We start from the raw sequence: 26,575 nt of genomic DNA, 5'->3' as shown, positions 1-26,575 counted from the left end.
ATCGTTCAACCTCCGGAGCTTTTACGCTTTTTTCGAAATGCGAAAACGCTCTATCCTTTTTGCTTTTACGCAATTCCGGAGGGAAACCGTTTCGCACTTTTCCTGGAATTGCTTAGAGAGGAGTGATGCATCATGAAATACGAGAAGCTGGACCGCGCGGCAATCGATGAAAATCTTGCGGAACTCAGCGGATGGGCGCTTGCCGCAGACGGGCTGTCCATTTCAAAAACCTTCAAGTTCCGCAACTTCGTCGAAGCTTTTAGCTTCATGACCGAAGCCGCCCTTGCCGCAGAAAAATTCAACCACCACCCGGAATGGTTCAACGTCTATTCCCGCGTCGAGGTGAAGCTGACGACCCATGATGCTGGCGGTCTGACCGACTATGACGTGAAGCTCGCGAAAGCGATGGAGAAAGCGGCTGCGCGCCGGATCGATTGAATCGCGCCAGGCGATCACCATATGTTGACACGGCCCGGGCGACGGGGCGGCGAATAGAGGTGAATGGAATGGATGACATCAAGTACGGGGAAATCCTGATGCCTGGTGACGACGAGACCCAAAAAGAGCAGGAGAAATCGGTGCGCAGAAAATTCTGGCCGACCTTGCGGAAGGCGGCTCGCCATATTCCGTTCTCGCGTGACGTCGTGGCTGCCTTCTATTGCGCGCTTGATCCGGACACGCCGACCCGCGTCCGTGGCATATTGCTGGCGGCACTCGGCTATTTCGTCATGCCCATCGACATCATCCCCGATTTCTTTGCCGTCATCGGCTACTCGGATGACGTAGCCGTGCTGACGCTCGCCTTCAGCATGATCAGGGGGCATATCCGCCAAGAGCACTACGATGCCGCCGATCGGGCTTTACAGAACGAACCGGAGGCCATGAAGACGGCCTGATGACCACTTTCGCCGATCGGTTCAAATCCTCTCGGCTTTCCAGAGCTTTATGAGGGCTCGCTGATTTTAGCGAGGTCAAATTCTTGCCTGAATCTTTCTGTCTTAAATCGAATCCGTTGGGTGGTATTCCACCATCCGGGTTTTCCAATTCCATCTTGTGCCTTTCAAGCTTCGTGCGATAACTGGGTTGAAATGACACGGCGCCAGTGGCGGGCGGTGCTCCGTTGACGGTTTGGTAACCTGAATAAAGTCAAAATAAGGCAGCTCACGAGCATAGGCGTGCGTCAAACGAATCGCCATGAGCTCTGGACCGCAAGAAATCGGCAGGAAACCATGTTTGTAAAAAGCTTCGCAATCGCCCTCTCGCTCGTTCTGGCCGGAACCGGCATAGCGTCCGCGCAGACCAAGAAGCAGGCGCCTGCACAAACGAAAGCGGCAGCGCCGGCAGCGCCTTCACTGATCCAACAATTTGGCGACTGGGGCGCTTATTCCTATCAGTCGGCGGCCGGTAAGGTGTGCTATGTCCTGTCGGTCGCCAAAACGAAGTTGCCGACCTCCGGCGTCGATCATGGTGACAACTTCTTTATCGTTACCCAGCGTCCGGGCCAGAACATCTCGTATGAGCCGCAGGCGATGATGGGTTATCCCCTCAAGGACAACTCCAAGGTCAATGTCACGATCGACAACAAGACCTTCGTGATGTTTACAAAGGACAAGGCGGCCTGGGTTGAAAACGCCGCGCAGGAGCCGGCGCTCGTCGCCGCGCTGAAGTCCGGACATTCGCTGAAGGTTTCCGCGACGTCGAAGAAGGGCACCGCCACTTCCTACACCTATTCGCTGAAGGGTGTGAGCGCTGCGCTGAAGCAGATCGAAAACTGCAAATAGATCGAAGGCCGAGGGATCACGCGAATGTGATCCTCCCCGTCGCCGCGACCGTGATGATGAGGCCGGCCATGCTGACCGGCCTTTTTGTTTCAAGGGCCGACCTCAGGCTTTCGAGGGAAAGGGATGACGCGGGCGGAAATTAATGCTAAATGCCGCGCCAACGATAGGTGTGCGGCAGATAGATTGCCCCGCCGCCGCATGAATCTTCAGATTTCCGTGCCTTGTCCGCATCCGCAGCTTTTGTCAGCTTTTGCGGCATCGCCGCTGTGAACCGTTGGAACGATCCTATGTCCGCCACCGATGTCATAACTCCCTCCAGGCTGAAGCCCATGCCGGTACCGCAGCCGGTCGAACTTTCGCCGAAGCCGTCGCTGATCGGCATGACGCGCGAGGAAATGGGTGCAGCACTCAAGGAAAAGGGTGTTGCCGACAAGCAGATCAAGATGCGCGTCAGCCAGCTCTGGAACTGGATCTATGTGCGCGGCGTCTCCGATTTCGATTCCATGGCGAATGTGTCGAAGGACATGCGCGAGATGCTGAAGACGCATTTCACCATCGCCCGTCCCGAGATCGTCGAGGAGCAGGTCTCCAATGACGGCACCCGCAAATGGCTGCTGCGCTTTCCGCCGCGCGGCGCCGGTCGTCCCGTCGAAGTCGAAAGCGTCTATATTCCGGAAGAAGGGCGCGGTACGCTCTGCATCTCCAGCCAGGTCGGCTGCTCGCTCACCTGCTCCTTCTGTCATACGGGCACACAGCGCCTCGTGCGCAATCTGACGGCGGAGGAAATCCTGTCGCAGTTGCTTCTGGCGCGCGATCGTCTCGGCGATTTCCCGGATCGCGAAGCGCCGCAGGGCACGATCATGCCGGCCGAGGGACGCAAGGTCAGCAACATCGTCATGATGGGCATGGGCGAGCCGCTCTATAATTTCGACAGCGTCAAACAGGCGCTGCTGATCGCATCCGATGGCGACGGCCTGTCTCTTTCGAAGCGGCGCATCACCCTTTCAACCTCGGGGGTCGTGCCGGAAATCTACCGGACCGGCGACGAGATCGGCGTCATGCTGGCGATCTCGCTGCATGCGGTGCGCGACGATCTGCGCGACATGCTGGTACCGATCAACAAGAAATATCCGCTGAAGGAACTGATGGACGCCTGCCGCGCCTATCCCGGCCTCTCCAACGCGCGGCGCATTACCTTCGAATATGTGATGCTGAAGGGTGTCAACGACAGCCTCGAGGATGCGAAGGGCTTGATCCAGCTTCTGAAGGGCATTCCGGCCAAGATCAACCTGATCCCCTTCAATCCCTGGCCCGGCACGAACTATCAGTGTTCCGATTGGGAGCAGATCGAGAAGTTCGCTGATTTTATCAATTCGGCCGGCTATGCCTCGCCGATCCGCACGCCGCGCGGCCGCGACATTCTCGCCGCCTGCGGTCAGCTGAAATCGGAATCCGAGCGCATGCGCAAGACGGAGCGATTGGCTTTCGAAGCCATGATGATCGCCAATCACGGCGAGGATTGAGATAGATGCTTCTTGGACTGCGCAAGCCGATGCGCCTCCTGTGGGGCTATGTCGCCGCCTGCGCTCTGATGGGCTTCGTGCTGGCCTGTGTTGCTGCGTGGACCATACCGGAGACCGCGGCGCCCGAGCTTTTCGTCCTGACCATCGCTCTGACCAAGGTCGCGATGATCGTCAGCATCCTGCCGTCTCTTGTGGTCATTCCCATTCTCGAATGGCGCGGCATGCGTCGATGGTATGGCTATGCGATTTTCGGCGCGGTTCTATCGGCGGTCGCGTCCATCCTGATTTCGGGCGGGACGGAACGGCCGCAAACGCTCAATCTGATTACCGTCGCCGTCTGCTTTGCCTTTCTAGGTGCAGCCTGCGCCACCGTCTATTGGTGGATCGCCGGCCGCTTTGCGGGACAATGGTCCGTTCTCAACGAGCCTGAGTGAAGAAGATCTTCACCGCGAAGATCGAGAAAACGCTGGCAAAGGCGTAGTCGAGGCCGCGCATCACGCCGCGATTGCGCTGCAGCCAGGACGACAGACCGTCGGCGGCAAGAACGACGAGCATGTTCACCGGCATGCCGATGACGATGAAGAAGAAGCCGAGGAAGAGCAGCTTGTGCGTGACTGCGGGATCGCCGGCGGTGACGAACTGCGGCAGGAAGGTCATGAAGAAGATGATGACCTTCGGGTTCAGCAGATTGACCCAGAAACCGTTCGAGATGTTGGCGAAGGGCGTTCCCCCGACGGTATCGATCTTCTTGACCGACAGGCTGGAGCCGAAGCGGATTGCCTGGACCGCCAGCCAGAGCAGATAGGCGGCGCCGCCGGTCTTCAGGACGGTAAAGGCGACCGGAGAGGCAGTGATCAGCGCCGAGATGCCGAAGGCCACCAGGCAGGTATGAACGACAACGCCGAGCGTGGTGCCGAGCACGACGAAGAGCGCCGCCTTCTTGCCCTGTGCCAGCGCACGGCTGATCGACAGCGTCATGTCGGGACCGGGCGTCATCGCCAGCAGCAGGCTCGCTGCGGAAAAGGCAAGAAGGGTCGGCAGGCTGGGTATGAAATCCATAAGGGCTGCTCCGAAAGCCGGATTAAAGCATGTCGCGCAAAAGTGTATAGCGGTTTTGCGAGAACGACATGCGCAAAATCAAGGAGCTAAAGCACAGGAAGCGAATCTGAAAGATCGCGATATGCTTTAGGTCTATCCGTTCTTACCCGGCTTTCGGTTGATTGCAAATCAATCCTTCCTTTCGAGGAAAGCCTTGAATTGATCGGCATAGTCCGGGTGCCACCGCGACAGCGGCGGCCGGTTCTCGACAATATCGCCGGCAGCCCAGAGCATGCGGCGTTCGTCGACCGGCCGGGCCACATCATTATCGGGGCAAAGAATGTAGAAATCGCCGCGCTTCAGGCTTTCCATCATGAACTCGACCGTCTGCTCTGGCGTCCAGGCGGCAGCAGGCTTTTCCCGTCGATCGCCTTTGGTCAAGCCTGTGAAGACGAAGCCGGGGATGAGGAGATGGGCCGAAATCCTGGCGCCTTCCGTGTTGCGCAGCTCGTGCTGCAGCGCCTCAGTAAAGACCTTCACACCGGCCTTCGAGACATTGTAGGCGGGATTGCCGGGAGGCGTGGTGATGCCCTGTTTCGAGCCGGTGTTGATGATGACGCCCGGCTTGCCGTGCGCCAGCATACCGGGCCCGAAGACGCGCGTGCCGTTGATGACGCCGAGCAGGTTGACGCCGAGGATCGCGTCCCAGCCGGCCTGGGCGCTGAAGATGGAGGTTTCCGGGCCGATGCCGGCGTTGTTCATCAACACATGCACGCGGCCGAAACGCTGCAGGACGGCACGTTCCAGTGCTTCCAGCGCTTCCTTGCTGGCGACATCCGTCTCGATGGCCATCACATGCTCTTCGCCTGCAATCGTCTTGAGTTCAGCGCTCGCTTCGGCCAGGCGATCGCCGCCGAGATCGGCGATGACGACGCTCATGCCGAGGGATGCGAAATGTTTCGCCGCGGCAAAGCCGATGCCGGAAGCGCCTCCGGTGATGACGGCAACATTGGATTTCTTGAAAATGTCTTGAATATCGGTCACGAGCGGAGCCCTCCTCAGGCATTGTTCGGTCGCCGCCGAATATGGTACTTTCGGCAATCAAGTCAAACCGCTGGAGGTCGCGCTCGTGACAAAGCATGTGTCCATAGAAATCGACGAGCAGATGGATGCGTTTATCGGCGAGCAGATCAGCCACGGCAATTACGATTCGCCAAGCGAGGTCATCGACGCCGCGCTGAAATTATTCCGTAGCCGGGCGGAAATAGATGCGATTGAAGCGGCGATCGCCGAAGGGGAGGCCTCGGGCGAGCCGGAGGAGTTTGACTTCTATGAATTTATCGAAGGAAAGAGAAAGTTGCGCAATCAGCGATGAAGAAATTGGTCTTCTCGCCGAAAGCAACGTCCGACATCGATCAAATCTACGACTATACCGAGGAAAAATGGGGTCACGAGCAAGCGGAGGATTATGTCTTCGCTCTGCGTGATCGTTGTCATGCTTTGATGAAGGGCATCGCACGCGATCGCAAGGTCGGCGGCATCAAACGGGATTATCTCGCTCTCGCCTCTGGCTCATTTCATCATCTATAAGGATGGCGTCGAAACGGTCACGATCATCCGCATCCTGCATCGACGGATGAATATCGGCGCCCATCTTTGACGCTGTCCTGAGAAACGTCCCGCTCTCGCCTCCCCTTGCGCCGCACGATAATCTCGCTAAAAGTTCCGCGATACAGGTTTGCGGGCATTTTCTCTGGTCCGCCTTGAAACGGAACTCATCATGGCATCACATAAAGACGTGAAGAAAGTCGTTCTCGCCTATTCCGGCGGTCTCGACACCTCGATTATCCTGAAGTGGCTGCAGACGGAGCTCGGCGCCGAAGTCGTCACCTTCACCGCCGATCTCGGCCAGGGCGAAGAGCTGGAGCCGGCGCGCAAGAAGGCCGAAATGCTCGGCATCAAGGAAATCTATATCGAGGATGTGCGCGAGGAATTCGTGCGCGATTTCGTCTTCCCGATGTTCCGCGCCAATGCCGTCTATGAAGGCGTCTATCTGCTCGGCACCTCGATCGCGCGTCCGCTGATCTCCAAGCATCTCATCGAGATCGCCAGGAAGACCGGCGCCGACGCCATTGCTCACGGCGCGACCGGCAAGGGCAACGACCAAGTTCGTTTCGAGCTTTCGGCCTATGCGCTGAATCCGGACATCAAGATCATCGCACCCTGGCGCGACTGGTCGTTCAAGAGCCGCACCGATCTGCTCGAATTTGCCGAGAAGCACCAGATTCCGGTTGCCAAGGACAAGAAGGGCGAAGCGCCTTTCTCCGTCGACGCCAACCTGCTGCACTCCTCGTCCGAAGGCAAGGTCCTGGAAAACCCGGCCCAGGAAGCGCCCGAGTATGTGCACATGCGCACGATCTCGCCGGAAGCAGCCCCCGATAAGGCCACCATCATCAAGATCGGCTTCGAAAAGGGTGATGCCGTTTCTATCGATGGCCAGCGACTGAGCCCAGCGACCTTGCTTGCGAAGCTGAACGAGTACGGCCGCGACAACGGCATCGGCCGTCTCGATCTGGTCGAGAACCGTTTCGTCGGCATGAAATCGCGCGGTGTCTACGAGACTCCCGGCGGCACGATCCTGCTCGCGGCCCACCGCGCCATCGAATCCATCACGCTCGACCGCGGTGCCGCGCACCTCAAGGACGAGCTGATGCCGCGCTATGCCGAGCTGATCTATTACGGCTTCTGGTTCTCGCCGGAACGCGAGATGCTGCAGGCCCTGATCGACAAAAGCCAGGAGCATGTCGAAGGCGAGGTGACACTGAAGCTCTACAAGGGCAACGTCATGGTCATCGGCCGCGAAAGCCCGAAGTCGCTCTACTCCGACAAGCTGGTCACCTTCGAAGACGACCAGGGCGCCTACGACCAGAAGGATGCGGCTGGTTTCATCAAGCTCAACGCCTTGCGCCTGCGCACGCTCGCCAAGCGCAACCTGTCGAAGTAACCGCTCTCTCTCGATGAAGCCCGCTTGCGGTGTCGCCGGAGGCGGGCTTTCTCATCTGAGCCTGCGAAGGCGGCGGGCTTGGATTATTCCACCGGCCGCAATTCGCGTTCGACTTCCGCCGGTGCCTCCGCCTTCTGCAGATTGCTGCGGAAAACACACAGGGCGTCATGCAACTGAAGCTGAAGAGCCGGATCGAAGCCCTGTGTCGCATTACGCTCGACTTCGCAGATCTCCCTATCGATCTGCTTCAACTTGGCGTCGGCGGCATCCGACAGCACGATGCGCTTGGCACGGCGGTCGAGCGGGTCGGGCTGGCGTTCGATCAGGCCGCGCGCCTGCAACTTGTCGAGAAAGGCGCTGACTGTCATCGGCTCCAACCCCATGCGGGAGGCGATGTCGAGCTGGCGACTGCCATTGATGGCGGCAACCTGCATGAGCGTCCGCGCTTCTCCGGCCGTCAGTCCAAGCCCGGCGACAAGAATGCGTCGCTCGAAGGCCGCCCTGATCAGTCGGGCGCAATCGCTCACAAGAAAGGCGAGCGAATCCGTATTAATCCTGCTGTTCATAAGCGCTTCCCTACCTACGCTCTTTAGTTTTTGGGCCCCACTACGTACATATTGATTTCGTCCCATGAACACAACGACTTCTTCTGTCCGCAACGCGCTCGTGCTTGACCGGGTTCCGCAGATTGCTACTCTCGCGCGATTGCCAGCGGGAACATCCATCATGACGCAATCGCTTGTTGTCGGCGCTTTTCTGGCCGCGCTTTTCTATGTGCTCATCCCCGGCCCCGCCTTTCTGGCGCTGCTCGGCATAGGCGCCGGACAGGGGCGCAGGGCGGGCGCATTCTTCGTCAGCGGCCATCTGCTGGGCGATCTCGTCTGGTCCACACTCGCCTTGGTCGCCATCGTCGGCGCCAAGACCATCGGCACCTTCGTCTTCGACCTGCTCGGCTTGTTGTGCGGCTTCTATCTCGCCTGGATCGGCTGGAGTGCCGTGACGGCCAAGCCGAAGGGCGATGGCAAGGCACTCGTCAATGTCGACCGGCCGTTCCGCCGCGGCCTGATCTTCGGGCTAACCAATCCAAAGGGATATCCCGTAGCGCTGGCAACCTTTACGGCACTTGTCGCGGGCTCCGCCGGCGCGCTGACCTTCAGCGCCCTGCCGTTGCTGCTGACGGTTTCCTTTGCGGGGTTCATAACGGCCGACGTCATTCTCATCAGTATTATCGGAGCAGGCGCTGTTCGGCGCTTCTATCGCGCGCATGAGCGGCTGATCGTGCGCTGCTCCGGCGTCCTCTTCATGGGATTTGCTGTGCAGGCGCTCTGGCATGCCACGCCCGGCCTGCTCGGCTGGCGCAAGGCCTGAGTCCGCCCTATCAATTTGTTAGGCTCCCGCCATACCAATTCGGCGGAGCTGGCCTTATATCGTGCTTCGATCAGATGTCTGTCGAAAGGATGCCCCGCATGTCTTCCCCTATCGCCGTCAATCCTGCGCTCACCGAATGGACCGGACATCAGGGGCTGCCGCGTTTCGATGCGGTGAAGGATACGGATTTTGCACCTGCCTTCGATGCAGCGCTTGCATCGCATGAGGCCGAGATCGATGCCATCGCCGGCAAGAGCGAGGCACCGACCTTCGCCAATACCGTGACGGCGCTGGAGATCGCTGGCGACGAGCTGTCGCGCATTTCTGCGCTCTTCTGGAACAAGGCAGGCGCGCATACGAACGAGACCATCCAGGCACTCGAGCGCGAGATCGCACCAAAGATGGCCCGGCACTATTCGAAGATCGGCACGAATGCGGCGCTCTTTGCCCGCCTCGACGCGCTCTGGGAAAGCCGCGACGCACTTGGGCTGACACTGGAAGAAACCCGGGTGCTGGAGCGGCACTGGAAGGGCTTCGTCAAGGCCGGTGCCAAGCTGCCGAAGGCCGAACAGGAGCGCCTGTCTGCCATCAACGAAAAGCTTGCCGGCCTCGGCGCGCAATTCGGGCAGAACGTGCTGGCGGATGAAAAGAGCTGGGCGCTGCTGCTGTCGGAAGAGGCCGATCTCGCCGGCCTTCCCGACTATCTGCGCGAGGCGATGGCAGCGGCTGCGCGCGAACGCGGCGAGGAGGGCAAATATGCCGTCACCCTCTCGCGCTCGATCATCGAACCGTTCCTCACCTCTTCCGAGCGGCGTGATCTGCGTGAGCAGGCCTTCAACGCATGGGTGGCGCGCGGCGCCAATGGCGGCAAGACCGACAATCGTGAGATCATTCGCGAGACTCTGGCCTTAAGAGCAGAGAAGGCGAAGCTGCTTGGCTACGCGAATTTCGCCGAACTCAAGCTCGACAACACCATGGCAAAGACGCCGGCAGCGGTGAACGATCTTCTGATGACCGTGTGGGACAAGGCGGCAGCACGCGCGGCAGAGGAAGAAAGGGATATCGCGGCGTTGATCGCCGAGGAGGGCCGCAACCACGAGGTCATGCCCTGGGATTGGCGTCATTATGCCGAGAAGATCCGGACACGGAAGTTCGATTTTTCCGAAACCGAATTGAAGCCCTATCTGCAGCTCGAAAAGATCATTGCCGCATGCTTCGATGTTGCCGGCCGCCTGTTCGGCATCAAGGCCATCGAACAGAAGGGTGTTCCCGCCTATCATCCCGATGTGCGCGTCTTCGAGATTCGCGACCGCTCCGACAAGCTCGTCGCCCTGTTTCTCGGCGACTATTTCGCCCGCAGCTCGAAGCGCTCCGGCGCCTGGATGAGCTCTTTTCAATCGCAGCACAAGCTGCCGCTGAAGAACGGCCATACCGGCGAACTGCCGATCATCTATAATGTCTGCAACTTCGCCAAGCCGGGGGAAGGCCGGCCGGCGCTGCTGTCGCTCGACGATGCCCGTACACTGTTCCATGAATTCGGCCATGCGCTGCACGGCATGCTTTCGAACGTCACCTATCCCTCGGTTTCGGGCACGGGGGTTTCCCGCGATTTCGTCGAACTGCCATCGCAGCTTTACGAGCACTGGCTGACAGTACCCGCCATTCTCAAGGAATATGCCGTCCACTACGAGACCGGCGCACCGATCCCGCAGGCACTGCTCGACAAGGTTCTTGCCGCCCGCACCTTCAATGCCGGCTTCAATACGGTCGAATTCACCTCTTCGGCTCTGGTCGACATGGCATTCCATACGCGTGGCGCCGTCGAAGATCCGATGGCGGTGCAAGCCCAGGTGCTTGCGGAGATCGGCATGCCGAAATCCATCGTCATGCGCCATGCGACGCCGCACTTCCAGCATGTGTTCTCCGGCGACGGCTATTCGGCCGGTTACTATTCCTACATGTGGTCGGAAGTGCTCGATGCCGATGCGTTCTCCGCCTTCGAGGAAACCGGCGATGCCTTCAATCCGGATATGGCCGCAAAATTGAAGGCCAACATCTATTCCGTCGGCGGTTCGATCGATCCGGAAGATGCCTACAAGGCCTTCCGCGGCAAGCTGCCGAGCCCGGATGCGATGCTGAAGAAGAAGGGCTTGGCGGCCTGATCTTTGCGTTCCGTAGGCAGAAAAAAGTCAGCCGCGAAAGGTCAACCTTGGCGGCTGATTTATGTGGCAGTGCTTGCTTCGCACTGATCTTCTCGGTCAATCAGGGTTTGCGAGAAAGCAATGCCAACAGCTCAGCCAATTGGCCTGCTTGCGCATCGTTCAGCTTATCGCCCACATGGCGTTGAAGCGCCGAGGCATAGACTGCCCACATGCGGCTGCGCATGGCACTTCCTGCTTCGGTGATAAGGACCCAGCGGCCTCGGCCGTCCTCGGAAAATATTTCACGATGAACCAGGCCGGCCTTTTCCATTCGGTCGAGCAGGCGCGACAGATTATGCTGGGCGAGGAGCGTGCGCTCCTCGATCTCATAGGGGCGCAACTTCCCTTCCGTCGCCTGGGTCAGCTCCCATAGCACATCGTACCAGCCGAGCGGTGGCAGGCCGGCGTCCTTCAGATCATGCTCGATCGCCGCGAGGACGATTTGTTGCGTGCGCATGAGGCGCACCCATGCTCGCGTGACGGCGGCGGAGGGTTTTGAAGCGCTGGCATCTGAATAGTCGGGCATGGATGCAATTACATCTATGTTGACCGGCTTGGCAAGACCGCATATAGATGCAATTACATCTATCTTGAACGAAGATCCAGGAGATTGATCATGTCCGACGCAAAACTGGTCCTTGTCAGCCACTACCTTTGCCCCTACGTGCAGCGAGCCGCCATCACGCTTGCCGAAAAGGGTGCGCCATTCGAGTTCCGCTATGTCGATCTATCTGCAAAGCCCGATTGGTTTCTGGCTATTTCCCCGCTCGGCAAAGTTCCGCTGCTGATCGTGCGGCAGGACGACGGAGTGGAAACGGTTTTGTTCGAGAGCGCCGTGATCTGCGAATATATCGAGGAAACCCAATCCGGTGCTCGGCTCCACCCCGACGATCCGCTCGCGCGTGCCCGCCATCGCGGCTGGATGGAATTCGGTTCTTCCATCCTTTCGGATTTGTGGGGATTCGAGACCGCCAGGGACGAAGGGACCTATGAGGTCAAGCGCAAGGCGCTGATCGATAAATTTGCTCGTGTCGAGGCGGAATTGAAAACCGGCCCCTTCTTTGCTGGAGAGGCGTTCAGCCTGGTCGATGCAGTTTTCGCGCCGATCTTCCGTTACTTCGATGTATTCGACACCATCACATCGACCGGCGTGTTCGACGGGCTCTCGCGTGTCAAGGCATGGCGCGGGGAGTTGGCAATGCGGCAAAGCGTGCGAGACGCAGTGACGCACGACTATCCCGAGCGCCTCAAAGCTTTCCTGCTTCATCATAATGCGTTCTTACTGAAACATGCCGCCTGACTGAGCTGCACAAATCCCGATCGAGGCGATTGCGTGGATCTGACTTGGCCATGCGATAGAAAAGAGTTCGGCTGCCCAGACGTGTAAGACTGATGCGTGAGGCACGGAAAGCCGGCATTCAGCCCCTTTCTTGCCTCCCCCCTTTCGCATTCGCGAAAAAAAGGGTATGAGCGCGCCAAATGCAATTGGCGTGTTTACCAAACACTGCGCCCCAGCCTCAGAGATTAAGACATATGGCACTTCGCAACATCGCGATCATCGCGCACGTTGACCATGGGAAAACCACCCTCGTCGACGAGCTCCTGAAGCAGTCCGGCTCCTTCCGCGAGAACCAGCGCGTTGCCGAACGCGTCATGGATTCCAACGATCTGGAAAAGGAACGCGGCATTACCATTCTTGCCAAGGCGACCTCGGTCGTCTGGAAGGATACCCGCATCAACATCGTCGACACGCCCGGCCACGCCGACTTCGGCGGTGAAGTCGAACGTATTCTCTCCATGGTGGATGGCGCGATCGTTCTCGTCGATGCTGCCGAAGGCCCGATGCCGCAGACGAAGTTCGTCGTCGGCAAGGCGCTCAAGGTCGGCCTGCGCCCGATCGTTGCGATCAACAAGATCGACCGTCCGGACGCCCGCGCCGACGAGGTCATCAACGAAGTCTTCGATCTCTTCGCCAATCTCGACGCCACCGACGAGCAGCTCGATTTCCCGATCCTCTACGGTTCAGGCCGTAACGGCTGGATGAACTATTCGCCCGATGGCCCGAAGGAAGAAGGCCTCGGCCCGCTTCTCGATCTCGTCGTCAAGCACGTTCCGGAGCCGACCGTCGGCGAAGGCCCGTTCCGCATGATTGGCACGATCCTGGAAGCCAACCCCTTCCTCGGCCGTATCATCACCGGCCGTATCCATTCCGGCTCGATCAAGCCGAACCAGGCCGTCAAGGTTCTGGGTGGCGACGGCAACCTCATCGAAACCGGCCGTATTTCGAAGATCCTCGCCTTCCGCGGCATCGAGCGCCAGCCGATCGAAGAAGCGCATGCGGGCGACATCGTCGCCATCGCCGGCCTTTCCAAGGGCACCGTCGCCGATACCTTCTGCGACCCGCAGGTTACCGAGCCGCTGGTCGCGCAGCCGATCGACCCGCCGACCGTCACCATGTCCTTCATCGTCAACGACAGTCCCTATGCGGGCACCGAAGGCGACAAGGTCACCTCGCGCGTCATCCGCGACCGCCTCTTCAAGGAAGCCGAAGGCAACGTTGCGTTGAAGATCGAAGAAGCCGAAGGCAAGGATTCGTTCTACGTTTCCGGTCGTGGCGAATTGCAGCTCGCAGTTCTCATCGAAACCATGCGCCGCGAAGGCTTCGAGCTTGCCGTGTCGCGTCCGCGCGTCGTCATGCATAAGGATGAGAACGGTCAGCTGCTCGAGCCGATCGAAGAAGTCGTCATCGACGTGGATGAGGAGCATTCCGGCATCGTCGTGCAGAAGATGTCCGAGCGTAAGGCTGAAATGTCCGAGCTGCGTCCTTCGGGCGGCAATCGCGTCCGTCTCGTCTTCCTGGCGCCGACGCGCGGCCTTATCGGCTATCAGTCGGAACTTCTGACCGACACGCGCGGCACGGCCGTCATGAACCGTCTGTTCCATGACTATCAGCCCTACAAGGGCGAAATCGGCGGCCGTGTGAACGGCGTGCTGCTCGCCAATGAAGCCGGCGAAGCCGTGGCCTATGCCCTGTTCAACCTGGAAGACCGCGGCCCGATGATCATCGATGCCGGCGAGAAGGTCTATGCCGGCATGATCATCGGCATCCACTCGCGCGACAACGACCTCGAAGTCAACGTGCTGAAGGGCAAGAAGCTCACCAACATCCGCGCCGCCGGCAAGGACGAAGCCGTGAAGCTGACCCCGCCGATCCGCATGACGCTCGACCGTGCGCTCTCCTGGATCCAGGACGACGAGCTGGTGGAAGTGACACCGAAGTCGATCCGCCTGCGGAAGATGTATCTCGATCCGAACGAGCGCAAGCGTTACGAGAAGGCCCGTCTGGCCTGATCATCCTAACCGAGCAATGCATTCGACCCCGGCCTTCGTGCCGGGGTTTTTAATTGCATGTTCGGTTTTTGAGCCCTTGTCCAAAAGGTTAAAAAGTCGTTAATTTTTGTCAATGATCCACGGATAAAGCCTGTGGGCAAGTCTGCCATCTTTATGAATGAGGATGGTTAATTCTCGTTGGTAAGATCAGAGTAGACGTTATGAAGACGTTGTCGATTGATGTTCGGCGGGCAGAACCTGATGATGCCCGGGCCATTTCGGAGGTGCACCGCCAGTCCTGGCAGTACACCTATGCCGGCATCATTCCGCATCGCGCTCTCGGCCAGATGATCGAGCGCCGCGGCGAAGCCTGGTGGCGCAAGGCGACCAGCGGACCGGCAACGCTGCTGGTTCTGGATGTCGCCGGCGAGATCGCAGGCTATGCCACGCTCGGCCTCAATCGCGCCCGCGCGCTGCCGCAGGAAGGCGAGATCTACGAACTCTATCTGCGCCCGCAGTACCAAGGGCTGGGCCTCGGGCGCATGCTGTTCGGCGAGGCGCGCCGACTGTTGAAATCGCTCGGCTGCAAGGGACTGGTGGTCTGGTGCCTCGAGGAAAACGAGAATGCATACCGCTTCTATCGTGGGCAGGGGGGCGCGGATTTCTGCGAGGGCATCGAAACCTTCGATCACAGGCAGCTGCGCAAGATCGGCTTCGTCTGGCCGTGAGCGGCGCTGTAGCGCTCTAAATCTGCTGCATAATTACATCCCTAAAATCGATTCCGATTTGAGGAATCATGCAGTAAATCCGCCTCTTTCCCGATGCGTTGTTGCGTTGCGGCATGAATCCTATTATGGGGCTGGCGGCAACCATCCTTATCTAGGGGACAAGCATGCGTATCGACGCGATTTCCATTGGCAAGAATCCGCCCGAAGACGTCAACGTCATCGTTGAAGTGCCGGTCGGCGGCCATCCGATCAAGTACGAAATGGACAAGGAGGCCGGCACGCTGGTCGTCGACCGTTTCCTCTACACGCCGATGACCTATCCGGGCAATTACGGCTTCGTCCCGCACACGCTCTCCGAAGACGGCGACCCGATCGACGTTCTGATCGCCAGCACCCGTCCACTGGTCCCGGGCTGCGTCATCAATGTCCGCCCGATCGGCGTGCTGAAAATGGAAGACAATTCCGGCAAGGACGAGAAGATCATCGCCGTTCCCTCGCCGAAGCTGACGCTGCGCTATGAAAAGGTCAAGGAATATACCGACCTGCCGGAGATCACGCTGAAGCAGATCGAACATTTCTTCGAGCACTACAAGGATCTGGAGCCCGGCAAGTGGGTGAAGATCTTTGGTTGGGGCGGCTCCAAGGAAGCCGGCGAGCTGATCGTCGAAGCCATCGCCCGCGCCAAGAAGGCAAAGGCCTGATCAGCCCTCGCAACAAGGTTTAATTTCTCCATCAAATCCTCCGGCTCGCCCTCGATCCGGAGGATTTTTTTGCGCGCCGTTTCGCCGCTGACGAGGGTAAACGTGGATTTGGGAATGCCGAGGCTCTTTGAAAGCAAGGCGATCAGTGCCTTGTTGGCTTTGCCCTTTTCGGGTGCTGCAGAAACGCGCGCCCTCAGATAACATTCGCCGTCGCTGCCGGTTTCGAGCCCATCAATCGCGTCACGCCCGCCATTGGGCGTGAGCCGCACGGAAAGCCTGATGTGATCCGGAAAGGCCTGCCAGGCCTTGTTCACCGCAGGAATATGGGGACGATCGAATTCCACATCAGCGAGCGGATGAAGAAGATGATCAAGAGCAGGATGACCGGCGAGATATCGATGCCGCCGAGGTCAGGCAGAATGCGGCGGATCGGCCGCAGGGCAGGTTCGGTGACCGCATAAAGGAAGTTGCCGACGGAGCTGACGAATTGATTGCTCGAATTGATGACGTTGAATGCATAGAGCCAGGAAAAGATGGCGCTGGCGATCAATATCCAAGTATAAAGATTCAAAGCCAGATCAATGGTTTGAAATAGGGCGAGCATGTCCGTCTCCAATTCGCGGTTGACAGACATGTAGACATTGGCGACTAAACGGGCAAGTCCCATGCTCCCAAGCATGTTGAATCCTGTTTAAAAGGCCTGCATTTGCGCTGGCCGCCCCCGTCGGAAAGTCTCGTCCCATGTCGTTCGCTGCCAGCGGAGACCGGTTTGCCGCCTTCAGACACATTGCCTATACCTATTTCTTCTTCGCGCGGTTTTTGACGGGCTTTGCCACGCAGGTCGTCAGCGTCTCCGTCGGCTGGCAGATGTATGAGCACACCGGCCAGCCGATCTATCTCGGTCTGATCGGCCTCGTGCAGTTCCTGCCGTCGCTGCTGCTGATCCTTGTGACGGGCACGGTGGCAGACCGGTACAACAGGCGCCTGATTTCCGCGATCTGCATTTTCGTCGGCACTCTCTGCACGACTGCGCTGCTGTTTCTGACCGTATCGGGCACCTTCGCGCCGCTGCCGGTGTTTCTGATCCTCACGGTCTTCGGCATCGAGCGGGCTTTCATGACGCCGGCCATGCAATCGCTGGCGCCCAACCTGATACCGCCCGAAGATCTGACGAACGCCATCACCTGGAACTCGATGTCATGGGATGCGGCCGCCATCCTCGGTCCGGTGGCCGGCGGCCTGCTTTATGGCATCGGAGCCAATATCGCCTATTCCGTGGCCGTGCTTTTCTTCGCGGCCGGTTCAGTGCTCACCTTTCTGATCCCCAAGCCGCAGCAGCGCATCGCGCATGAGCGGCGTAGCCTGAACGAGATGCTCGCCGGCTTCCGGTTCATCTGGTCCGAAAAAGTGGTGCTCGGCGCCGTCTCGCTCGATCTTTTCGCCGTGCTGCTCGGGGGCGCCGTCGCGCTGATGCCGATCTATGCGCGCGATATCCTGACGCTCGGACCATGGGGTCTCGGCATGCTGCGCGCGGCGCCAAGCTTCGGCGCGATCGCCATGGGCCTGTTTCTGGCGACCTATCCCATCCGGAACCGCGCCGGTCTCTGCATGTTTGCCGGCGTCGCCATGTTCGGCGTGGGCACGCTCGTCTTCGGCATCTCGCATACGCCGTGGCTGTCGATAACAGCTCTGGCCGTCATGGGCGCTTCCGACCTGATCTCTGTCTATGTGCGCGAAACGCTGATTACGCTTTGGACGCCGGATCATGTCCGCGGCCGCGTCAATGCCGTCAACATGGTCTTCGTCGGCGCGTCGAACGAGCTCGGCGAATTCCGCGCCGGCACCATGGCGCATTATTTCGGCGCAATTCCCGCCGTCGTCATCGGAGGCCTCGGCACGCTGACGGTCGCCATCCTCTGGGCCACAGGTTTCCCGCAGCTGCGCCGGATCGATAGTCTCAACGCGCCCGACCGTGACGGCGAGCCGCAGCCGGTTTGAGGAGCGCGCAATGGCGAGGTTGCCGGATCGATACAATTCGTTTTCGGCGCTTCGCGAGCGTGAAACTGAAGGCGTCGACTATCGCATCCATATCGAGGATCGATCATCTAATGTCGCTGTCATCGCTCCCCATGGCGGTTTCATTGAGCCCGCCACATCCGAGATCGCTCTGGCGATCGCGGAGGAGAGGTTCTGCCTTTATCGTTTCGAGGGGCTCGATGCGGCGAGGCTCCATCATGAGCTGCACGTCACCTCCGAAAATTTCGATGAACCGATAGCAAACGGCTTAGTGGCCAGTTCCTCGGTCGTCGTCGCCGTTCACGGGCGAGCGGATCGGGAGGATCCGCTGACGAGCTGGATCGGCGGTCTCGACACGGCGCTTCGTGACGGGATCGTCAGGGCATTGCGCCTCAATGACTTTGCGGCGGCCGCGAGAGTGAAAGGGGAGGCGCTTGCGGGAGCTTCCGCCGGCAATATCTGCAATCGCGGCCAGCGACAGGCCGGCGTCCAGCTCGAAATTCCGAGAAGCGTCAGAGATATTCTTATGAATGACGCGGAAAAGATGAAGCGATATGCGTCTGCGATCCGCGGCGCGATCGATGAATTCGATCGCGTTCTGTTGTCAGGCGAAGGCCTTTAGGCCGCCATCGCCTGCTTGCCCTCGAAGACAAGATCGAGGAATTCCGACAGCCAGGCCTTTAATGCCGCGTCGAAGATCATGCGGCCTTCCAGATGTTCGCGGCCCTGCTGCGCGTTCGGCATGCAGAAGCGATGTTCGCCATGCACGACCCAGCGCTGCATCATGGCGCGGGTGAGCTCCGCATGGAATTGCAGGCCCCAGGCGTTGGCGCCGTAGCGATAGGCCTGGTTGGGGTAGGTCTCCGCCGTTGCCAGAAGATCGGCGCCGTGCGGCAGGTCGAAGCCTTCGCGATGGAAATGATAGACCATCTGCGGCCAGCGCATCAGCAGGCGACCCTTTTCCGTCGGCTGCAATGCATACCAGCCGATCTCTGTCTTGCCGTCATCGCGCGCCTTCACCTTGGCGCCGAGGTGGCGAGCGAGCAGCTGCGCGCCCAGACAGATGCCGAGATACGGCCGGTTTTCCTTAAGCGGTACCTTCAGCCAGTCGGTTTCGGTCTTGATGAAGTCGTCAGGGTCGTTGGCGCTCATCGGGCCGCCGAAGACGACGGCGCCGGCATGGGCCTCCAACGTCGCGGGCAGCGGATCGCCGAGGACCGGGCGGCGGATATCGAGATCGAAGCCTTTTTCCAGCAGCATCTGGCCGACCCGGCCGGGGCTGGAGCGCTCCTGATGCAGGATGATCAATATCGGGCGGCCGGCGCTCTTCGGCCCTTCAATCATCATTGCCTGTCTCCACCCTGAAACCGGGCGCGCGTGCGGCAGCTTCCTGACGCTTCATGATGCGTTCGCGATCGGAAATGCCCATGAGGTCCGCGATGCGCCAGATAGCATGGTCCTCCATCTCGCTGCGTTCGCCATCGGCATAGACGATATCCCAGAGAATGCCGAGCAGTTCGAGGCGCTGCGTGCTGTCGAGGTGGCGCTTCAGATCCGAGGTAAAGCGATAATAATCGACCGCCTCGCTTTCCGCTTCCTCGCCGGCCGCGATCAGCTGGTCGAGCTTGCGGCCATCGAGGCCATACTGCTCCTTCAGCAGCTTGCGCAGCCGCTTCTTCTCGCTGTTCTCGATCTTGCCGTCCGCCTCCATCACCTGGATGCAGAGAGCCGCCACGGCGACACGCGGGTCGTCGGGCGCAAAGCTGGATCTGGGATGGTCTTGGGTCAGGTTATGAAGAAATTCCTGAAAGCGTTCGAACATGCGTCTCCATTCTCAAAACGGGCCGAGCAGGGTTCTTGGGGCACCATGCTCCATCTTTTTGTCTTCCCGAATTCCAGACGCAAAGCCGCTGCGCGCTTTTGCCGGAATTGCCTTAAAACAATTTGAGCCGTGTCTTGGGTTCCGGTTCAAGTTTATGATCTTTCACGCCCGGATCATCAGGCGCACCACCGAAGAAGGGCCGCGGCTCCGCGTCCTGCTGCACCGGTTTTGGCGCTGTCTCGGGCACGCTCGGCGTGAATTTTGCCACGGCCGGCTCCAATTCCATGACATAGGCATTGCTGGCTGGCGATGCAACTTTTGGTGAATTCGGTGTTTCCGCCGCGGTTGCGCGAGCTGTCTCGCGCACAGGCGGCAGCGATTTCAGCGCCGCATCGACAGAGACCGAAGAAGCCTCTTCGACCGGACCTTCGACCTGACCGAACGGCGCCTTCCATTCGAAGGCGTCGAGGCGGCCGGTTACCGGCGACAGCGGCAGCCATTTTTCCGAGACGAAACCATCGGCGACCCAGGCGGGGTCGCGGGGGGCGCGCAGCGCCTGCGCCATCCAGTGGCGGACGCGGCCCTGATCGCCGGTTTCGGCTTCTTCGATATCGGCGAGAAGCAGGAAGGCGCCCTCCCGCGCATCGATCCGTGCGGCGGCTTCGGCCTTGGCGCGGGCCTTGCCGAAATCGCCCGCGTCCATCGCCGCCTTTGCGGTCAACAGCAGAGCTTCGACATTGTTCGGGCGGATCGCTTCCAGCCGTTCGGCGCGCTTGAGGCGATCGAGAACGGAATCGCCGCTGCGGGCCCGCACATAGGCTCTGCCGATTTCCGGATGCGGCTGCGCTTTCCACACCTGCTCGAGAATGGAGGCAGCCTTGCGCACCTTGTCTTCACGGAACAAGGCCTTGGCGGCGATCAGTGCCGCGGGCACGAAATCGTCCACGAGCTTCAATGCCGCCAGCGCATCGTCGCGCGCGCCGGCGGGATCGCTTTCCACCTTGTCGCCGGCGCGTGCCGTCAGCAGGACGGCGCGTTGACGGTTGGCGGTTGCCTTGTCGACGACATTGGCTGCCTTCTGCTGATCGAGCAGCTTGATGGCATCATCCCAGCGGCCGGCCCGGCTGCGATATTCCAGCGTCGCCTGTGCCGCCCAGGGCAGGTAGGGCGCCTGGTCGGCAGCCTTCTCGGCATATTGCCGCGCCGCCTCATGCGCGCCGAGGCGCTTGGCTTCGAGATAGAGGCCGCGCAGGCCGAGTTCGCGCGTTTCAGGATCATTCGCCATCTGCTCGAATTTCTGGCGGGCCTCTTCATGCTTGCCTTCGATCAAGGCTGCCTGGGCTTCGAGCAGATTGATCAGCGGCTCCTGATCGGAGCGGATGAGGCCGCGGGTCCGGGCCGCCATCTTGCGGGCAAGCAGCGCGTTGCCGGCGCCGGCGGCTATGAGGCCGGTGGAAAGCGCCTGATAGCCACGGTCACGCTTGCGGGCACGGAAATAGCGGGTGACGGAGTGCGGCGAGGTCCAGATCAGGCGCACGAACCACCAGACGATCATGATGGCGGCGACGATCGCAATCAGGATGGCGGCGGCGACGATCAGCTTCGTCTGGTAAAGCTGGCCTTCCCAGACCAGAGAGAGATCGCCAGGCCGATCCGCGAGCCAGGAAAAACCATAGCCGAGAGCCAGGACGAGAATGGCGAAGATAAGCAGTCTGATCATTGCTGCGCTCCGTCCTTAGAGCCGAATGATTTTAGATCGAAACGATCTAAAATCTGAATCCGCTCTAACATCAAATAGGTGGAGCATGATGCCGTCCGAAAACCGTTCACACTTTTCGGCATCATGCTCTAGTTCTGTTTCCCGGTATTGGCGATTGCCTTCGACAAGGCGTCACTTACCAGGTCCTCTATGCGGATGCGGGCCTCCAGCGATTGCTTGAAGGCGGCCGATGCGGATTTGGCGGCATCGGGCAGGCTGTTCCACTCGGTCACAGCACCCGGAAGATCACCATTCCTCACCTTGTCCTCGAAGCGAGCGGCGATGGCATCGATGCTGTCGCCCGGCACATCGCCGACGGGGCGGACCTGCACCAGCGACTTGGCGCCGGATATCAGGCGGCTGCTCCAGCTTTGGTTGGGATCATCGGTCTGCGCCGTTGCGACGATTGCCGTTGCAACATTCGAAACCTGACGGATCAGGTCGGCCCGAGAGGGTACGCCGGTCTGGGCAAAATTCTTGAGAGCGGCGACAGCCGGATCGTCCGGCGCGACATTGGCGAAGGTGTCGAGCTCCGGCTGGAAGGGGCCGCCGCGGTCGATCGCCGCCTTCAACGCCGCCGCCGCGATGGCACGGGCGACAGCGCTCTCCTGGCTCGGCCCGCTCAGCTTCTTTTCGGCGTCGTCGAGACGCTTGCTGACTTCGGCATCGGAGCTTGCCTGGCTCTGCGTCGCCTTGCTGAGATCTGCCTTCAGCTGCTCGACCTCGCCAGTGAGCGAAGCGATCTTCTGATCGGAAGCGGCATTTGCGGCGCCACCGGATCCGCTTGCCCCGCCGTGAGCCACACTCGTCTCAAGCGCTGCGACTCGGGCGGCCAGCGTTGCGTCCGGTTTGGCTGCCGGCGCGGCGGCGAGATTGGCGACGCTCTGCTTGAGGCCGTCGATTTGCGCATTCAATGCGGCGATCTCGGCCGAATTGCCTTTGCTGGCGCGGCCGCCCGGCAGGAAGCCTGCATATTGCAAGGCGCCGGCGCCGATGAGGGCGATCAGGCCGCCGACGATGCCCGCCGCGATCAGCCCCGAAGTCGAACCTGCGTGCGATGGCGCACCCTCGGTATGAGGCGCTTGTTCGGCATGGGAAGGCCGAGGATCGGCCTCGTGCGCGGCTGCAGCTTGCGGCTCTTGCGGAGCGGAGGCGAAAATAGACTCCTGAGCCTCATCGCGAAGCGGCTCCTTATCCGCTTCGAGCGGCACTTCCCCCTCCTTGGTCGAGGAGCCGCCAGGTTCCTCATGGCTGCGCTCCGTCAAATTTTCGGGAGCTGCGTCCTGCGCAGTCTTTTCGGCTTCCAGATCGATCGTGACCGGTTCTTCGTTGGGCTTCGAATGGTTAGGCGTTTTTCGCGATACCATGAGGTCCTCTTTTCATGCGCTGCAGCGAAGTTAGACAGACAAGACGATTATGGAAAGGCCTTACATCAAAATTGCGGCCTTACGCCCGGATCAGAAGCGCCAGAAGTCGGTCTTCGTTCGGCATGTCGGCGATATCGACTTGGGATTGCAGCGTCTCCGGAACTGCGCCGGCGACGGCTTCGCTCAAGCAAAGAAACCGTGTTTCGGCAAAAACCTCCATGGTGTGACTGACAAAAGACAGGCTGAAAAAGCGCCTAGCTGTTTCGTGAGAATAAAGCAGCACGGCATCCGCGCGAGCGTCGGCGAAAAGCCGGCGAAGAGTGACATCGTCGGGGCCGATATCCCGCATCCGGTAGCATTCGACCGTCAGGAAAGGCAGGTGCCGCTCCGCCAATCCCGCTTCGAAGCCGGGTGCCCGGGGAAAGCCTGCGAGATAGAGGAGAGGTGTGGTATTCCCGCCGGCAGAATGGCATGAAATCAGAGCGGCAAGCTCGGCGCCGCCGCCTTCGGAAACCGCGATATTGCTGAATCCCAGCTCCGCTGCCTCTTTGGCCGTTGCCTTGCCCACTGCAAAGAGCGGCCGTCCGAGATGGGGCTCGATATCCCCGCCCAGCACCGCCAGCGCGCGGATCGCCTCGGCGCTGGTGACGGCGATGGCGCCCTGCGTTGCCAGGAGTGCGCGTCTTGCTTCCTGGACACGATGGACGGGTTCGACTAGCGGCAGCAGCAGAGACTCGTGCCCCATCTGCGCCAATCGCCGAACGGTACGTTCACCCGAATGCTGGGGGCGGGTGACGACGACGCGCATCTTTTGTCAGATCCAGTCTTCGAAGAAGGTGCTGCCGGCTTCAGCGCGGATCGCCTGCCCGGCATTGACGCCGAGCGCCTCGGCATCGCGGCGGTGGCCCTCAATGGTGGTCGTGTGCACTTGTCGGCCGTCCGGGGTGAGGATCATGCCGAAGAAGCGCAGATGGTCGCCTTCGCAGATTGCGTAGCCGGCTATCGGTGTGCGGCAGGAGCCATCGAGCGCCGCCAGGAAGGCGCGCTCGCAGGATACGGCATCAAAAGTCGGGCCGTCATTGACCGCGGCGAGCAGGTCGTTCATCCGCTGATCGTCGATCCGGCTCTCGATGGCGATTGCGCCTTGCGCAGGCGCGGGTGGGAATTCGTCAGGATCGAGAATGTCGGTGATGACGTCGACATTGCCCAGCCGCTTCAGGCCGGCGAGCGCCAGCAGGGTCGCGTCGGCCTGTCCCTCTTCCAGCTTGCGAAGACGCGTCTGGACCGAGCCGCGGAAGGTGATGACGTTGATATCCGGTCGCAGGCGGCGGATCAGCGCCTGCCGGCGCAGCGACGCCGATCCGACGGTGGCCCCATGCGGCAGCTCGATCAGTTTCGGCGCGGTACGGCCGATGACCGAATCGCGAATGTCCTCGCGCGGCAGATAGGCAGTCAAAGCCAGGCCTTGCGGCAGCTTCGTCGCCATGTCCTTGGCCGAGTGAACGGCGAAGTCGAGTTCGCCTGAGGTCAGCTTCTCTTCCAGTTCCTCGGTGAACAGGCCCTTGCCGCCGATTGCCGCCAAAGACCGATCGGTGATGCGGTCACCCTTTGTGGTGAGAACGACGATTTCGAACATCTCCTCCGGAAGGCCATGGGCCGCCATCAGGCGGTCGCGCGCTTCTCGCGCCTGGGCGAGCGCCAGCGGGCTGCCGCGTGTGCCGATCCGGAAAGGTTTTGTTTGCATCCGCTTTGATCCGTTGTTACCGACAGTTCCCGTAACCATATTTCCGCTTTACCGCAATCGACCTGTAGGCAACGAACTTTCTCCATGGCATCCGTTCTTCGCATTCTCGGCATCGAAACAAGCTGCGACGAAACCGCTGCAGCCATTGTCGAGCGCCGGGATGACGGCACGCCCAGGGTCTGTTCCGATGTCGTCCTCAGCCAATTGGACGAGCATAGCGCCTATGGCGGCGTCGTACCGGAAATCGCCGCGCGTGCCCATGTCGAGGCGCTGGATACGCTGATCGACGAAGCATTGAAACGCGCCAATGTGTCGCTCTCGGACGTCGATGCCATTGCCGCCACCTCCGGGCCGGGCCTCATCGGTGGCCTGCTTGTCGGGTTGATGACAGGCAAGGCAATTTCGCGCGCGACAGGTAAGCCATTATATGCCATCAACCATCTGGAAGGCCATGCCCTGACGGCGCGGCTGACGGACGGACTCACGTTTCCCTATCTCATGCTGCTCGTTTCCGGCGGTCACACCCAGTTGATCCTGGTGCGCGGCGTCGGGGAATATGAGCGCTGGGGCACGACCATCGATGACGCTCTCGGCGAAGCCTTCGACAAGACGGCGAAACTCCTTGGATTGCCCTATCCCGGCGGCCCGGCCGTAGAAGCTGCCGCGAAGAACGGCAATCCGGATCGCTTCGATCTTCCGCGGCCGCTGGTCGGCGAGACCCGCCTTGATTTTTCCTTTTCCGGACTGAAGACGGCAGTGCGGCAGGCGGCAACCGCGATTGCGCCGGTCACGGAGCAGGATATCGCCGATATCTGCGCCTCCTTCCAGAAGGCGATTTCACGCACGCTGAAGGACCGGATCGGCCGGGGCTTGCAGCGCTTCAAGACGGAATTCCCGAAGACGGAAAAGCCGTCGCTTGTCGTGGCTGGCGGCGTTGCCGCCAATCTCGAGCTGCGCCGCACGCTGCAGGAGCTTTGCGATGCCAGTGGGTTCCGCTTCATCGCGCCGCCATCGAGATTATGTACGGATAACGCGGTCATGATCGCCTGGGCCGGCCTGGAACGCATGGCGGCGGGCGCCGCACCCGACGATCTCGACGTGCAGCCGCGCTCACGCTGGCCGCTGGATCAGAAGGCGGAAACTCTGCTCGGACACGGCAAACGAGGAGCGAAGGCATGAGCGGCAATGAGCGGATCGCAGTCATCGGCGCCGGTGCGTTCGGCACGGCGCTTGCCGCCGTCATCGCACTGACCGGTCGCAGCGACGTCATCCTCGTCGGGCGGAAAGCAGGCTTGATGGCCGATCTCGCCGCCGATCGCATGCATGATGCCGTTCTGCCCGGGATCGACCTTCCGGATTCGCTGCAGTTCTCTGCCGAGGCGGACGCCGTTTCCACTGCCGGCATCGTTCTGTTTGCCATGCCCTCGCAGGCCCAGGCCGATGCTGCCCGCCATTACGGGCCTTATCTTGCCAAAGATGCGGTCGTCGTTACTTGTGCGAAGGGCATCGACAAGGTCTCCGGCAACCTACTGACCGATATGCTGGAGCGGGAGTTGCCGGAGCATGCAATCGCCGTGCTCTCCGGGCCGGGCTTTGCCGCCGACATCGCCAAGGGCTTGCCAACGGCCATGGCGATTGCCGCAGCCGATATGGGGGTGGCCGAGAGGCTTGCGCTGGCGATTTCCGGCCCGACGTTTCGCCTCTATGCATCGGATGACCGCATCGGCGTTCAGCTCGGCGGTGCCTTGAAGAATGTTCTCGCGATTGCCTGCGGCATTGTCGAGGGCCGTGGCATCGGCGATTCCGCCCGTGCGGCGCTGATCAGTCGTGGTCTTGCCGAGATGTCGCGCTTCGTTGCAGCCAAGGGGGGCAAGGCTGAAACCGTGCGCGGGCTTTCCGGTCTTGGCGACCTCGTGCTGACGGCCACCAGCCACCAATCCCGCAATCTGCGCTTTGGCATCGCGCTCGGTGAAGGCAAGGCTGCCGATCCGACGCACGGCATCTTGGTCGAAGGCGCCTATGCCGCCTCCATTGCCGCGCGGCTCGCACACGAACTGGGCGTCGACATGCCGATCACCGAGGCAGTCTCCGCCATCATCGACGGCAAGCTCGACATAGCCACAGCCATCGGCCAGTTGATGACACGGCCGATCACCACGGAATAACTTGAATAACGGGGCATCTCTGGATATA

29 protein-coding genes and 1 pseudogene are annotated in these 26,575 nt (G+C 60.5%); 18 read left to right on the top strand and 12 right to left on the bottom strand.

Annotated elements, in window-relative coordinates; genetic code table 11:
* Nucleotides 1-132 precede the first annotated feature (132 nt).
* The 5 genes from C7U61_RS17210 (at nucleotide 133) to C7U61_RS17190 (ending at nucleotide 3,738) form a co-directional block, all read left to right on the top strand.
* On the top strand, nucleotides 133-438 hold the full coding sequence (locus C7U61_RS17210) for a 4a-hydroxytetrahydrobiopterin dehydratase (protein ID WP_106999301.1): 306 nt from the start codon (nucleotides 133-135) through the stop codon (nucleotides 436-438).
* 68 nt (nucleotides 439-506) lie between these two features.
* The gene (locus C7U61_RS17205; RefSeq protein WP_106999300.1) at nucleotides 507-896 is read left to right on the top strand and encodes a YkvA family protein; all 390 of its coding nucleotides are present in this window, start codon (nucleotides 507-509) and stop codon (nucleotides 894-896) included.
* Nucleotides 897-1,229: 333 nt separating this feature from the next.
* The gene (locus C7U61_RS17200) at nucleotides 1,230-1,781 is read left to right on the top strand and encodes an invasion associated locus B family protein (RefSeq protein WP_106999299.1); all 552 of its coding nucleotides are present in this window, start codon (nucleotides 1,230-1,232) and stop codon (nucleotides 1,779-1,781) included.
* Between the two features lie 287 nt (nucleotides 1,782-2,068).
* Nucleotides 2,069-3,304 (top strand): 23S rRNA (adenine(2503)-C(2))-methyltransferase RlmN, encoded by a 1,236-nt coding sequence (gene rlmN / locus C7U61_RS17195; protein ID WP_106999298.1) that lies wholly within the window; start codon nucleotides 2,069-2,071, stop codon nucleotides 3,302-3,304.
* Nucleotides 3,305-3,309: 5 nt separating this feature from the next.
* Nucleotides 3,310-3,738, top strand: a complete 429-nt coding sequence (locus C7U61_RS17190) for a hypothetical protein (protein ID WP_106999297.1) — start codon at nucleotides 3,310-3,312, stop codon at nucleotides 3,736-3,738.
* Here C7U61_RS17190 and C7U61_RS17185 read toward each other — a convergent pair.
* Nucleotides 3,722-4,363, bottom strand: a complete 642-nt coding sequence (locus tag C7U61_RS17185; RefSeq protein WP_106999296.1) for a LysE family translocator — start codon at nucleotides 4,361-4,363, stop codon at nucleotides 3,722-3,724. The two genes, C7U61_RS17190 and C7U61_RS17185, sit on opposite strands and share 17 nt — an antisense overlap.
* A 168-nt stretch (nucleotides 4,364-4,531) precedes the next feature.
* Nucleotides 4,532-5,386, bottom strand: coding sequence for an SDR family NAD(P)-dependent oxidoreductase (locus tag C7U61_RS17180; protein WP_106999295.1), 855 nt, complete (start codon nucleotides 5,384-5,386; stop codon nucleotides 4,532-4,534).
* A gap of 85 nt (nucleotides 5,387-5,471) precedes the next feature.
* On the opposite strand from C7U61_RS17180, the gene C7U61_RS17175 reads away from it, so the two are divergent.
* From C7U61_RS17175 to C7U61_RS17165, 3 genes are all read left to right on the top strand, one after another.
* Entirely contained in the window at nucleotides 5,472-5,717 is a 246-nt protein-coding gene (locus C7U61_RS17175) for a type II toxin-antitoxin system ParD family antitoxin (RefSeq protein WP_106999294.1), read from the top strand.
* Nucleotides 5,714-5,932, top strand: a complete 219-nt coding sequence (locus tag C7U61_RS17170; RefSeq protein ID WP_245410821.1) for a type II toxin-antitoxin system RelE/ParE family toxin — start codon at nucleotides 5,714-5,716, stop codon at nucleotides 5,930-5,932. The genes C7U61_RS17175 and C7U61_RS17170 overlap by 4 nt, the downstream gene beginning before the upstream one ends.
* A 190-nt stretch (nucleotides 5,933-6,122) precedes the next feature.
* Complete coding sequence (locus C7U61_RS17165; protein ID WP_106999293.1) at nucleotides 6,123-7,346, top strand: argininosuccinate synthase; 1,224 nt, start codon at nucleotides 6,123-6,125, stop codon at nucleotides 7,344-7,346.
* 83 nt (nucleotides 7,347-7,429) lie between these two features.
* Here the strand turns inward: C7U61_RS17165 and C7U61_RS17160 are convergent, their stop codons facing one another.
* Nucleotides 7,430-7,912 carry a MarR family winged helix-turn-helix transcriptional regulator gene (locus C7U61_RS17160; protein WP_106999292.1) on the bottom strand — a complete coding sequence of 161 codons (483 nt, stop codon included), beginning with the start codon at nucleotides 7,910-7,912 and terminating at the stop codon, nucleotides 7,430-7,432.
* 160 nt (nucleotides 7,913-8,072) lie between these two features.
* On the opposite strand from C7U61_RS17160, the gene C7U61_RS17155 reads away from it, so the two are divergent.
* Nucleotides 8,073-8,714: a LysE family translocator gene (locus C7U61_RS17155; protein ID WP_106999291.1), complete on the top strand. Its 642-nt coding sequence runs from the start codon at nucleotides 8,073-8,075 to the stop codon at nucleotides 8,712-8,714.
* A gap of 98 nt (nucleotides 8,715-8,812) precedes the next feature.
* On the top strand, nucleotides 8,813-10,876 hold the full coding sequence (locus C7U61_RS17150) for a M3 family metallopeptidase (RefSeq protein WP_106999290.1): 2,064 nt from the start codon (nucleotides 8,813-8,815) through the stop codon (nucleotides 10,874-10,876).
* Between the two features lie 100 nt (nucleotides 10,877-10,976).
* Here the strand turns inward: C7U61_RS17150 and C7U61_RS17145 are convergent, their stop codons facing one another.
* Nucleotides 10,977-11,441: a MarR family winged helix-turn-helix transcriptional regulator gene (locus C7U61_RS17145; protein ID WP_106999289.1), complete on the bottom strand. Its 465-nt coding sequence runs from the start codon at nucleotides 11,439-11,441 to the stop codon at nucleotides 10,977-10,979.
* A gap of 90 nt (nucleotides 11,442-11,531) precedes the next feature.
* Between C7U61_RS17145 and C7U61_RS17140 the strand changes: the two genes are divergently transcribed.
* The 4 genes from C7U61_RS17140 (at nucleotide 11,532) to ppa (ending at nucleotide 15,674) form a co-directional block, all read left to right on the top strand.
* Nucleotides 11,532-12,215, top strand: coding sequence for a glutathione S-transferase family protein (locus C7U61_RS17140; RefSeq protein ID WP_106999288.1), 684 nt, complete (start codon nucleotides 11,532-11,534; stop codon nucleotides 12,213-12,215).
* Between the two features lie 233 nt (nucleotides 12,216-12,448).
* The gene (gene typA, locus C7U61_RS17135; protein WP_106999287.1) at nucleotides 12,449-14,266 is read left to right on the top strand and encodes a translational GTPase TypA; all 1,818 of its coding nucleotides are present in this window, start codon (nucleotides 12,449-12,451) and stop codon (nucleotides 14,264-14,266) included.
* 200 nt (nucleotides 14,267-14,466) lie between these two features.
* Nucleotides 14,467-14,973, top strand: coding sequence for an N-acetyltransferase (locus tag C7U61_RS17130; RefSeq protein ID WP_015341436.1), 507 nt, complete (start codon nucleotides 14,467-14,469; stop codon nucleotides 14,971-14,973).
* A 164-nt stretch (nucleotides 14,974-15,137) separates the two neighbouring features.
* Nucleotides 15,138-15,674 carry an inorganic diphosphatase gene (ppa, locus tag C7U61_RS17125; protein WP_106999286.1) on the top strand — a complete coding sequence of 179 codons (537 nt, stop codon included), beginning with the start codon at nucleotides 15,138-15,140 and terminating at the stop codon, nucleotides 15,672-15,674.
* A gap of 11 nt (nucleotides 15,675-15,685) precedes the next feature.
* Here ppa and C7U61_RS17120 read toward each other — a convergent pair.
* A pseudogene (locus C7U61_RS17120) lies at nucleotides 15,686-15,988 on the bottom strand (DUF167 domain-containing protein); the annotation flags it as partial.
* The gene (locus tag C7U61_RS17115) at nucleotides 15,985-16,308 is read right to left on the bottom strand and encodes a YggT family protein (protein ID WP_106999284.1); all 324 of its coding nucleotides are present in this window, start codon (nucleotides 16,306-16,308) and stop codon (nucleotides 15,985-15,987) included. The gene C7U61_RS17115 and the pseudogene C7U61_RS17120, both read right to left, overlap by 4 nt.
* 107 nt (nucleotides 16,309-16,415) lie before the next feature.
* Here C7U61_RS17115 and C7U61_RS17110 point away from each other — a divergent pair, with 107 nt between their 5' ends.
* Together C7U61_RS17110 and C7U61_RS17105 are read left to right on the top strand one after the other, a co-directional pair.
* On the top strand, nucleotides 16,416-17,672 hold the full coding sequence (locus C7U61_RS17110) for an MFS transporter (protein ID WP_106999283.1): 1,257 nt from the start codon (nucleotides 16,416-16,418) through the stop codon (nucleotides 17,670-17,672).
* Nucleotides 17,673-17,682: 10 nt separating this feature from the next.
* Entirely contained in the window at nucleotides 17,683-18,312 is a 630-nt protein-coding gene (locus tag C7U61_RS17105; RefSeq protein ID WP_106999282.1) for a poly-gamma-glutamate hydrolase family protein, read from the top strand.
* Here C7U61_RS17105 and C7U61_RS17100 read toward each other — a convergent pair.
* From C7U61_RS17100 to hemC, 6 genes are all read right to left on the bottom strand, one after another.
* Nucleotides 18,309-19,037, bottom strand: a complete 729-nt coding sequence (locus tag C7U61_RS17100; RefSeq protein WP_106999281.1) for a glutamine amidotransferase — start codon at nucleotides 19,035-19,037, stop codon at nucleotides 18,309-18,311. The two genes, C7U61_RS17105 and C7U61_RS17100, sit on opposite strands and share 4 nt — an antisense overlap.
* Entirely contained in the window at nucleotides 19,027-19,512 is a 486-nt protein-coding gene (locus C7U61_RS17095) for a TerB family tellurite resistance protein (protein ID WP_106999280.1), read from the bottom strand. The genes C7U61_RS17100 and C7U61_RS17095 overlap by 11 nt, the downstream gene beginning before the upstream one ends.
* A gap of 112 nt (nucleotides 19,513-19,624) precedes the next feature.
* On the bottom strand, nucleotides 19,625-21,232 hold the full coding sequence (locus tag C7U61_RS17090; protein WP_106999279.1) for a heme biosynthesis protein HemY: 1,608 nt from the start codon (nucleotides 21,230-21,232) through the stop codon (nucleotides 19,625-19,627).
* Between the two features lie 128 nt (nucleotides 21,233-21,360).
* Nucleotides 21,361-22,638, bottom strand: coding sequence for a mitofilin family membrane protein (locus C7U61_RS17085; RefSeq protein ID WP_106999278.1), 1,278 nt, complete (start codon nucleotides 22,636-22,638; stop codon nucleotides 21,361-21,363).
* Nucleotides 22,639-22,717: 79 nt separating this feature from the next.
* Entirely contained in the window at nucleotides 22,718-23,446 is a 729-nt protein-coding gene (locus C7U61_RS17080) for a uroporphyrinogen-III synthase (RefSeq protein WP_106999277.1), read from the bottom strand.
* 6 nt (nucleotides 23,447-23,452) lie between these two features.
* Nucleotides 23,453-24,382: a hydroxymethylbilane synthase gene (gene hemC / locus C7U61_RS17075; protein WP_106999276.1), complete on the bottom strand. Its 930-nt coding sequence runs from the start codon at nucleotides 24,380-24,382 to the stop codon at nucleotides 23,453-23,455.
* Between the two features lie 84 nt (nucleotides 24,383-24,466).
* On the opposite strand from hemC, the gene tsaD reads away from it, so the two are divergent.
* The gene (tsaD, locus tag C7U61_RS17070) at nucleotides 24,467-25,561 is read left to right on the top strand and encodes a tRNA (adenosine(37)-N6)-threonylcarbamoyltransferase complex transferase subunit TsaD (RefSeq protein WP_106999275.1); all 1,095 of its coding nucleotides are present in this window, start codon (nucleotides 24,467-24,469) and stop codon (nucleotides 25,559-25,561) included.
* Entirely contained in the window at nucleotides 25,558-26,547 is a 990-nt protein-coding gene (locus C7U61_RS17065) for an NAD(P)H-dependent glycerol-3-phosphate dehydrogenase (protein WP_106999274.1), read from the top strand. Before tsaD ends, C7U61_RS17065 begins: the two co-directional genes overlap by 4 nt.
* The last annotated feature ends 28 nt before the right edge of the window (nucleotides 26,548-26,575 follow it).

The sequence above is a fragment of the Rhizobium sp. JAB6 genome (assembly GCF_003024605.1).
In the GTDB taxonomy this organism is placed as follows: Bacteria; Pseudomonadota; Alphaproteobacteria; order Rhizobiales; family Rhizobiaceae; genus Rhizobium.
This window is presented reverse-complemented; position numbering and strand designations above follow the sequence as displayed.